The organism is Candidatus Hydrogenedentota bacterium (assembly GCA_012730045.1).
In the GTDB taxonomy this organism is placed as follows: domain Bacteria; phylum Hydrogenedentota; class Hydrogenedentia; order Hydrogenedentales; family CAITNO01; genus JAAYBR01.
The window spans coordinates 51,520-61,212 of the sequence record JAAYBR010000032.1 but is presented as its reverse complement, the minus strand read 5'-3'; the positions used below and the strand labels follow the sequence as shown (position 1 = coordinate 61,212).

General features: G+C 70.1%; 7 protein-coding genes. 4 read left to right on the top strand and 3 right to left on the bottom strand.

What is annotated here, in order from left to right:
• Positions 1 to 1,412, bottom strand: a 1,412-nt coding sequence (locus tag GXY15_03475; GenBank protein NLV40275.1) for a bifunctional metallophosphatase/5'-nucleotidase, incomplete at its 3' end; no start/stop codon positions are given.
• Positions 1,413 to 2,176: 764 nt separating this feature from the next.
• On the opposite strand from GXY15_03475, the gene GXY15_03470 reads away from it, so the two are divergent.
• The 4 genes from GXY15_03470 to GXY15_03455 all read left to right on the top strand — a co-directional run bounded on the left by GXY15_03470 (position 2,177) and on the right by GXY15_03455 (position 7,805).
• Positions 2,177 to 2,692, top strand: coding sequence for a bacterioferritin (locus GXY15_03470; protein ID NLV40274.1), 516 nt, complete (start codon positions 2,177 to 2,179; stop codon positions 2,690 to 2,692).
• Positions 2,693 to 3,037: 345 nt separating this feature from the next.
• Positions 3,038 to 4,309 carry a glucose-1-phosphate adenylyltransferase gene (locus GXY15_03465; protein NLV40273.1) on the top strand — a complete coding sequence of 424 codons (1,272 nt, stop codon included), beginning with the start codon at positions 3,038 to 3,040 and terminating at the stop codon, positions 4,307 to 4,309.
• A gap of 53 nt (positions 4,310 to 4,362) precedes the next feature.
• Positions 4,363 to 6,504, top strand: coding sequence for a hypothetical protein (locus GXY15_03460; GenBank protein ID NLV40272.1), 2,142 nt, complete (start codon positions 4,363 to 4,365; stop codon positions 6,502 to 6,504).
• Positions 6,501 to 7,805 (top strand): nucleotide sugar dehydrogenase, encoded by a 1,305-nt coding sequence (locus GXY15_03455; protein ID NLV40271.1) that lies wholly within the window; start codon positions 6,501 to 6,503, stop codon positions 7,803 to 7,805. The genes GXY15_03460 and GXY15_03455 overlap by 4 nt, the downstream gene beginning before the upstream one ends.
• Positions 7,806 to 8,136: 331 nt before the next feature.
• On the opposite strand, the gene GXY15_03450 is transcribed toward GXY15_03455, so the two are convergent.
• Positions 8,137 to 8,835, bottom strand: coding sequence for a hypothetical protein (locus GXY15_03450; protein ID NLV40270.1), 699 nt, complete (start codon positions 8,833 to 8,835; stop codon positions 8,137 to 8,139).
• A gap of 39 nt (positions 8,836 to 8,874) precedes the next feature.
• A complete protein-coding gene (locus tag GXY15_03445) occupies positions 8,875 to 9,525 on the bottom strand; it encodes a DUF3379 domain-containing protein (GenBank protein NLV40269.1) in 651 nt (216 codons plus the stop codon).
• Positions 9,526 to 9,693: the final 168 nt, after the last annotated feature.

Genomic DNA, 9,693 nt, shown 5'->3' with positions numbered 1-9,693 from the left:
GCGGCGGCATTCCTTCGGACGAGTTTGGCGCGGCCGTTGAGGATGTCCTCGACGAGGCCGGAGACGGCGTCGGTGAAGGTGAAGTCGCAGGGCTGGGGCGGGCGGGCGGCGGCGGTGTCTTTCAGCATCCTGGCGAAGAGGGACTGCCATTCGCGCTCGGGCATGACGACGGTGAGCTCCTTGTCCTGCGGGAGGTCTTCCGGATTAAGGGGGCCTTCGGGTCCGGAGAACTCGGTGAGCCCGCGCTTCTGCGCCAGCAGCAGCTCGCGGTAGCGGCGCAGGTCGGCCCCGGTGAGGGTCGTCCGCACAATCTTTTCGCCGCGCTGGCCGCCGGTGAGGAAGACGGCGTTCACGTCCACCGGCCCGGCGGGCAGGGTGTTGCGGAGGATCTGCTTGGCGTGGCAGCAGCCGACGTCGGCGCCGGCGCGTCGGCAGAGTCCCCGCGCGGCGACGGCGGCCATTTCGCGCCCCGCGAGGGGGGCGGGGTTTTCGCCGAGGGGCCGGCGCGCCTCGGGGGCCACTTCGGCCTCGCGGGCGCGCACGAGGGCGAGCAGCTCCGGGTCGCAGGGGGCGGTGTCATGGAGCACCTGCACCGCCTCGCCGCGCACCATCGAGACGGCACCGGACGCCGTGTCCACGGCCAGCTCGACGCGCCCCAGGAAGGCGGCGTTGCCGCCGGCCTGGACCACCACCGCACCGGACGGGGCGAGGACGGGCTCGCGGAGCAGCTCGTGCGTGTGGCCGCCGACGAAGAGGTTGACCTCTGGCGCGGCTTCGGCGAGGGTGAGGCAGCTTTTCTTGCCCAGGTGCGCCAGCACGATGAGGAGGTCCGTCTCCGGGGCGAGGCGCTTTGCCTCCGCCGCCACCAGCGCGGCGGTCTGCTTCAGGCTGCGCGTGTCGGCGTCGTTGGTGTCCGTGATGGCGCCGATGACGCCGATCCGGATGCCGTTTACCGTCTTCACCGCCGACGGGGCGAAGACCGTGCCGCCCGCCTTGTCAAAGGCGTTGCAGCACACGGAGACGGCGCCCTCCAGCAGGGCGTGGCACTCCTTCAGGTACGCCTCGCCGTAGGTGAAGTCGTGGTTGCCCGGCACGACCATGTCATACCGCATCCGCGCGGCGAGTTCATAGGTGAGGCGGCTTTTCGTGCGGTGGGCGGCCATGTCGCCCTTCTCCATCAGGTCGCCGCCGTCCAGCAGGAGGATGTCGTCCCGCTTCGCTCGCTCGGCGGCCACCAGCCCCGCCGCATGGCACAGTCCTCCGCGGCCGTTGTATCCGGGGGCGACATGGTCGTGGACGTCGTTGGTGTGGAGCACCAGCAGGGAGCGGGTTTCGGCCCCCGCCGCCAGGGAGAAAAGGGCCAGCACCAGCACCAGGGACAGCGAAAGCGGCCGAAAATGCGAAATCCTCATTGCGGGAGCACTCCTTTTAGGGCCACCCTCACGGCGGCCCGCGTCAGCCTTTATACAACAGACTCCCGGGGCCGCGCCAGCGTTTCGCAAAGTCCCGACCCGTGGGCAGGCGGGACGCCTGGGCCACGGAGCCGCGTCCCGCCCTGCCCCCCTGGTCGCCGGGTCAGGTGAGAACCGGGGCCGCACCGGGCACGCGATTGCTTCGGTCTCTGCGCTCCCTGCTAATGAAGTAAACGTATTCTTCCGCGCCCCAAGCTGCCGGTTACTCTCTGCCAAACGTTGAAATGGCCAAAAGCGAAAGTCTTGGGCATCCCGGAGGGATGCAGGACATTAGCCGGTGGTTGAGCGAAGCGATACCACCGGACAGCAGGCCCTCTCCCATTTTTTCAAGAACCCCGGCAGGGGTTCAGGACACGTCGGTTCCCGCTGGCCCCGGAGTCCCGCACCCCTGCCGGGGTGCCAGAAAGGAAGAGGGGGCATCGGTTTCCGGTGGTATCGCTTCGCTCAACCACCGGCTAACATCCCTCACCCCTCCGGGGTGAAGAGGAAAAGGACACCCGTATCCATGCTTCATGGGCAGAATTCCCGCCCGCGACGGTCCGGGGCTCGCAACGACCGCAAAACGGACGTCATTGCGAACGAGCGAAGCGAGTGCGGCCATCTCGTTCCCGCCAACGCCCCGGCCGTCCCGGGAGAATTGCCTTTCTCCGCGGGCGGGTGGTATCTTAGGGGCAAAGTCCAACCCAACCATGGAGGAACTTGACATGGCGCGTCATGAGCAGAGTGTGGCCCTGCTGAACAAGGCGGTGGCGGACGAGCTGTCGGCGGTCCACCAGTACATGTACTTCCATTTCCACTGCGACGACCAGGGCTACGACCTGCTGGCCAACCTGTTCAAGCGCACGGCCATCGAGGAGATGCTGCACATCGAGCGGATCGCCGAGCGCATCCTCTTCCTCAAGGGCGAGGTGGAGATGGTCGCGGAGCATCCGGTCAGCAAGATCTCGGGCGTGAAGGAGATGCTGGAGCTGGCCTGCCAGATGGAGACCGACAGCGCGGCGGCCTACAACCGCTGGGCGAACGAGTGCGGCGCGAACGCCGACTCCGCGTCCAAGAAGCTCTTCGAGGACCTCGTCATGGACGAGGAGCGCCATTTCGACCAGTACGACACGGAGATGGACCACCTGAAGATGTACGGCGAGAACTACCTGGCCCTCCAGTCCATCGAGCGCAGCAAGCGCACGGGCATGGGCGGCCCCATGGGCGGCGCGGGCGCCTGATTCAGGAGAAGACGGTTTTTCTGCGGGCCGGACAGGCAGGGTGCCTGTCCGGCCCGCTGTGTGTATGGACGGTATGGACGGTATGGACGGCATGGACAACGGCGGTCTGCTGTGGGATCGCCTTTCCACGTTGTCCATTTCGTCCATATCGTCCATATCGTCCATACTGTCCACCGTGCCTTGTGTTCTCTGTGCGCGGGCCGGGGCGCGGCATTTGGTTTGGCGGGCCGGGTCGGGTAAAATGCGTGCGGCGGCGGGCCCCCGCTCGGGGGCGGCGGCCATGGGTGCAGGCAACAGGGACACGCGCGCATGAAGGACATGTTTGGCGGGCCGGGCGTTGATCTGATGAACGAGGTGGGGGCGATTGTGCTGGGCGGCGGGCGGGGCACGCGCCTGTACCCGCTGACGCGGGTGCGCTCGAAGCCGGCGGTGCCGCTGTGCGGCCGCTACCGGCTGGTGGACATTCCTTTGAGCAACTGCATCCACTCGGGCATCCTGCGCATCCTCGTGCTGACGCAGTTCAACAGCCACTCGCTGAACCGGCACATCAAGAACACGTACAAGTTCGACGAGTTCAGCGGGGGCTCGGTGGAGATTCTGGCGGCGGAGCAGACGAACGACATCGGCGACTGGTTCCAGGGGACGGCGGACGCGGTGCGCAAGCACCTGCTGCACATCCGGCAGCGGGGCCTGAAGCATTTCCTGATCCTCTCGGGCGACCAGCTCTACCGGATGGACTACCGCACCCTGCTGGACACGCACCTGCGCAACGACGCGGACATCACGGTGGCGGCGCTGCCGGTGGACCGGGAGGCGGCGACATCCTTCGGCATCATGAAGGTGTCGCGCGGCGGCGCGATCCGCCGCTTTGTGGAGAAGCCGCGCGAGGACGCCGTGCTCGACCAGCTGGTGACGCCGTCGGGGCTCTTCAGCGACTTCGGCCTGGAGCCGAAGGGCCGCAAGCACCTGGCCTCCATGGGCGTGTACGCCTTCAGGGCGGAGGTGCTGGAGGAGCTGCTGCTGCGCAACCCGTCGTGGCTGGACTTCGGCAAGGAGATCATCCCCGGGGCGCTCAAGACCCACCGCGTCTTCGCGCACATGTTCAGCGGGTTCTGGGAGGACATCGGGACCGTGCGGTCGTACTTCGACGTGAGCATGGCCATGACCTCGCCGGACCCGCCCTTCGACCTGCACGACCCGGACCACACCGTCTACACGCATGCCCGCATGCTGCCGGGGGTGCGGGTCGTGGACGCGTCGGTGAAGAACGCCATCCTGTGCAGCGGGTCGCAGATCGAGCGGGCGACCATCCGCAACAGCATCATCGGCATCCGCAGCCGGATCCGGCCGGGCGCGGTGATCGAGCGCGCCATCGTCCTCGGGGCGGACTACTTCGAGGCGGAGCCGCCGGAGGAGGTCGGGGTCGCCATCGGCATCGGGCGCAACGCCCGCATCTCGCAGGCCATCATTGACCACAACGCCCGCATCGGGGACAACGTGGTCATCCGGGGCTCGGACCGCATGAAGGACTACGACGGCGACGGCTACGCCATCCGCGACGGGATCGTGGTCGTGTTCAAGGACGCCGTCATCCCCCCCGGCACCCGCATCGTCTGACGGCGGCCCGCACCCCGCGGAATCGCCGCGCCGTCCAGGAAGGAGTCGTTCGTTTGACGCACCAAGAGGGCAGGGAGTTCCGCTGGCACGAGGGCCTGGCCATCTGCATCTCCATGGTCGGCGTGCAGCTGTGCAGCGAGGTCATCAACCAGTGGGGCCTCTATTTCTACTCGCCGTCCGGCGGCGTGGGCCGCACCATCTACGTGCCCGTCGCGCTCGTGGGGGTCATCTTCATCATCGGCACCCTGTGGGACGCCGTCAGCAGCCCCGTGGTCGGCGTCCTGTCCGACAAGACCCCCACGCGCCCGGGGAAATGGCGGATTCTCCCCATCCCCGGACGCCGGCTCCCCTACATCTTCTGGGGCGCCCTCGGCATGGTCTTCACCCTCGTCGGGTTCTGGTACCCCCCGGTGGAGGGCACCTCGCTCCTCAACCTCGCCTACGGAACCGTCTTCCTCTGCGCCCACTGGACCCTCTTCTCCCTGGCCGTGGTGCCGCTCAACGCGCTCGGCCCGGAAATCGCCCGGTCCGGGGCCGCCCGCGTGGCCGTCGGCACCTGGGTCGCCGTCGGCATGATCCTCGGCCTTGCCTTCGCCAACGCCCTGCCCGGCGTGCTCATCACGGCGCTGGACCCCGGCCGCGTGGAGAGCGGTCTGGCCCTGCGCTTTGCCGGGCCGGTCGCCGACGTCCGCGGCGCCGTGGGACGCCTGCTGCCCCCGGGCGAGACGGGGCTGGAGGCGGGCACGGCGGGGGGCCTGACGGTCTCGGAAAAGGACGAAAGCGGCGCCGTCTCCGTGTCCGTGGCGGGGCCGCTCTACGAGCGGATCCGCGAGCACACGCAGGAGGATGCCGTGGCCGCGGCGTTTCCGGAGGCGCTCCGGGGGAAAATGACCCCCGTGCGGCGCAAGGCCTGGTCCGGCGCGCGGTTTGACGCGCCCGGGCCCGACGCCGCGCAGCTGGACGCGATCCGGGCGCGCCTGGCGCCGGTGGTTGCGGCGGCCTTCGCCGCGGAGAGCCTGGCGGGCGTGGACGGGGGGCTTTTTTCCATCACCTACCCGACATCGCAGGCGGAGCTCATGGACGAAAAGGCGCTGGCGGCGGCCCTCGCGGGCGCGCCCGGGGTCCAGGGGCCGGTGGGGGTGGAGAAGAGCGCGGCCCATCTGCGCCTGATGCTGCCCCCCGGCACCGCGCCCTCGGGTGAGCTGGCCGACTTTCTCGCCGCCGCGGCGGCCCGCGAGGCCGTGCGGGCCAACCTGATCCTGATGGACGAGTCGGGGGCGCCCACCGTGGCCCTCACCCGCGCCCTGCGGGGGGATCTGGCCTTCGCGCGCGTGCGCGCCCTGCTGGCCGACGCCCCCGGCGGGCCGTCGGCCACGCGCCGCGAGGAGTCCTTCTCCCCCGCGGGCTACCGGCGCGTCGCCATGATCTTCGCCGCCGTCTCCTTCCTCACCTTCCTGTGCCCCGTGCTGCTGGTCCGCGAGCGCTACGACTCCGAGGCGGTGCCGTCGGACCCGATGCCCTGCGGGCGGGCCCTGCTGGACGCCCTGCGCAACAGGCCCTTCCTCATCTACGCCGCGTCGTTTTTCCTGTTCACCATCGGGTTCCTGGCCGTGCAGCGGGCGCTTCCCTACTGGGCCGAGCTGGGGCTCGACGGCGACGAGGGCACCATCACGAAGCTGCTCGTGCCGTTCGTCCTGGTGGCCGTGGCGTCCTACGCCGTGATTCCCCTGGTGGCGCGGCGCGTCCACATGAAGTGGATGATGTTCGCCGCCCTGGCCATCATCGCCACCGGCATGCCCTTCATGTACCTCATCGGGAAGTCCGGGGCGGACTTTGCCACGCGCCAGCTCATGGGCATGCTCCTCTTCGGCTACTGCGGCGTCGGCCAGGCCATCATTTATGTCATGATCGTGCCCATGATGGGCGACATCATTGACTGCGACGAGCGGCGGTCCGGCGAGCGGCGCGAGGCCCTCTACAACGGCCTCAGCGCCTTCATCTGGAAGGCCTCCATGGCCGGGTCGGTCCTGCTCGCCTCGCTCTCCATGAGCGTCTGGGGCAACCGGGTCGGGGAGCACACCGGCGTGCTGCTGGTGGGGCCCTTCGCCGGCCTCTTCGGACTGCTCGGCATGGTTGTCATCGCCCTGTACCCCGTGATGAAACCCGGGGCGGCGAGGAAGGAAGGCACCCCATGAAACAGCGCCTGCTGGAAGCCATCGTCTCGGGAAGGGCCGCCGTCGCCGTCGTCGGCGCGGGCTATGTCGGCATCCCCCTGGCAAAGCATTTTCTCGACGCCGGGCACCCGGTCATCGTCCACGACACGGACCCCGCCAAGGTGGGCGCGCTCCGCGCGGGCGTGTCGCCCCTGCGCCACCTCCCCGGCGACTGGGCGGCGAGGGCCGCGGCCGCCGGGAACCTCACCGCCTCGGCGGACCCCGCGTGCCTCGCGGGCGCCGACGCCGTGATCGTCTGCGTGCCCACGCCCCTGACGGCGCACCGCGAACCCGACCTGTCCTGCGTGCGCGCCGCCGTGGCGGCGGCGGCGGCGGTCCTCCGGCCCGGCATGCTGGTGGTTCTGGAAAGCACCACCTGGCCCGGCACCACCGAGGAGGTGGTGCGGCCCCTGCTGGAGGCGGGCGGGCTGCGCGCGGGCGCGGACTTCTTCCTGGCCTTCTCCCCCGAGCGCGAGGACCCCGGCAACACGCGCCACGCCCTGCCCGACATCCCCAAGGTGGTCGGCGGCGTCACGGCGGACTGCACGGAGGCGGCGGCGGCGCTCTACGGGCGCGTGTTCCGCGCCGTGGTCCCCGTGAGCCGGCCCGCCGCCGCGGAAATGGCGAAACTGCTGGAGAACGTGTTCCGCAGCGTGAACATCGCCCTGGTCAACGAGCTCAAGATGCTCTGCGACCGCATGGGCCTCGACGTGTGGGAGGTCATCGCCGCGGCCGCCACCAAGCCCTTCGGGTTCATGCCCTTCCAGCCCGGTCCCGGCCTCGGCGGCCACTGCATCCCCATTGACCCCTTCTACCTCACCTGGAAAGCCCGCGAGTACGGCTTCACCACCCGCTTCATCGAGCTGTCCGGCGAGATCAACACCTCCATGCCCCAGTATGTCGTCACCCGGACCATGGAGGCCCTCAACGAGCGCGGGAAAACGCTCAAGGGCGCGCGCGTCCTCGTGCTGGGCGCGGCGTACAAGGCCGATGTGGACGACCTGCGCGAGTCGCCCGCCCTGCGCATCCTGGAGCTGCTCCGGGGCCACGGCGCCGAGGTGTCCTACAACGACCCCCACATCCCCCGGCTCGCCGCGCCGACCCCGATGGAAAGCGCCCCCCTCACGGCGGAGACGCTGGCGGCGGCGGACTGCGTCCTCCTCACCACAGCCCACACCGCCTACGACGCGGACTTCATTGTGAAACACAGCCCGTTGGTCGTGGACACCCGCAATTTCACCCGCGATGTCCGGGAGGGACGAGAGAAGATCGTGAAGGCGTAGGAAGCGGCCAGGCGAAACGGTGGTTGGTTTTACGGGCGGCGCGATGATCCGGATGAGGTAGCGAAGACCAAAGCGCTGAAAGCGCGCCACAAAACAGCCCGGGGCGTAAGCCCCGGGAAATCGCGACCCCTCCCTCTGAGCCCTGAAGGGGCGGCACAACAACCCTCCGCGCATGTGCCGCGCTTTCAGCGCTCTGTGGGGGATGGGCGCACCCTCCTTCCCGGGGCTCACGCCCCGGGCTATTTTGTGGCGCGCCTTCGGCGCTCAAGGGGCCAGGCATGGCGGTGCCTTGTCCGATGATCGGCGGCGCGCGCCGCGTGGACGGGCCGGGTTATTCCTGCGGCGGGGCGGGCGGCGGGCCGGGGGGGGTGCGGTCACCCTGTTTGTGGGGGCGGGGCGCGCCGGGCGGCGGGGGCGGTCCGGGCTGTACGCCGGGCGGGGGGCCCATGCGGTCGGGCGGGCCGGGGGCGCGGCGTTCCTGGGCGGTTTTCACCACCTGGCGCATCTGTCCCTCAAACTCGTCGAGGAAGAGCAGGAGTTTCGCCTGCTGGACGGGGTCCATGCCTTCGGCCATGGCGTGGAAAAGGCGCTGGCGCTGGAGGGCGATTTTCTCGTTCAGTTGCAGGGCGCGCTCGAGCAGGGGCGCCACCGCGCCGGGGTCCGCGTCGCCCTTCAGGGCGGTCTGGCGGAGTTCCCTGACCGTCTCGGCGCGCTCCTTCTGGAGCTGCTGGGTTTCCTTCCTGAACTGGGAGAAGCGCCGGACCATGAGCACGCTCTGTTCGTCGGACAGGCCGAGATCCTCGGACAGGCGCGCCACCATGACCTGTTCCAGCATTTCGCGGCCCCGGGCCTCGCGGGCCGCGCCGGGGCGTTTCTGCGGCGCGGGGCCGGGCGGGGCGATTCCCGGGGGGGGCGGGCCGGCGGCGGGTCCGCCGGGCGGGGGGCCTTCCGGCGGCTGGGCGGCCGGCTGCACCATCAGGCCGGCGGCCAGCAGGCACGCCGCGCACAGGCCCATCCAGAATGTCTTCATCTTCGGTGTCTCCTTTTCCGGTTGCGCCGGGGCGCCGCGCTAGACGAGCGGCGCGCCCCTCCGAAGCAGGGGCGCCAGCGCCTCCGCGTTTTCGTCAGCCAGCAGTTCCGCCTCCTCATACAGGGCCCACACGCCCCCGTTTCCCTCGGCGTCCAGCCACGCGTCCGCCGCCGCGCCGTCCTCCTCCAGCGCCAGCGCGGCGACCAGTTCGGCGTCCGTCAGCGTCTCGCTTGCCTCCAGCACCTCGGCCATGCCGTCCTCGAAGGGCCAGAGCGTTTCCGGGGTTGGGAGTTCCGCGTCTTCGCCTGTCGGCGGGGCGGCCAACTGGAGGGCCGCCGGGGCGGGCGCGGGATCCTCCAGGGACAGGGCGACCCACGCGCCCCCGGCGATCACCGCGAGCGAGGCCGCCAGCGCGGTCACGGTCACCGTGACCCGGCGGAAGCGCGCGGCATGCTCCCCGCGCAGCGGGGGGATGCGCCCGCAGACCCGCTCCGCGAACCCGGGGGAGACCTCCGGGGCGGACAGGCGCGCGAGCGCGCCGCGCAGCGCCCGCATCTGTTCCAGATACGCCGCGCGGGCGGGGTTGGCGGCCAGCCACGCGGCGTCCGCCGCGGGGTCCGCGCCCTCGCCGTCGAGGATCGCGCCGATCCGCTCCAGGTCTTCCTGTGTCAGCCCGTGTTCCCTGTTCATGATTCGCTTCGCTCCCTGTTGCCGGACAAGACAAGGCACGAACGGAGGCCGTGGCGGGCAAGAGATTGCTTCAGTCGCTCCGCTCCTTCGCAATGACGGGGACTTGGTCGGTGGATCCGGCGTCGGCGCGATTGCTTCAGTCGCTCCGCTCCTTCGCAATGACGGGGA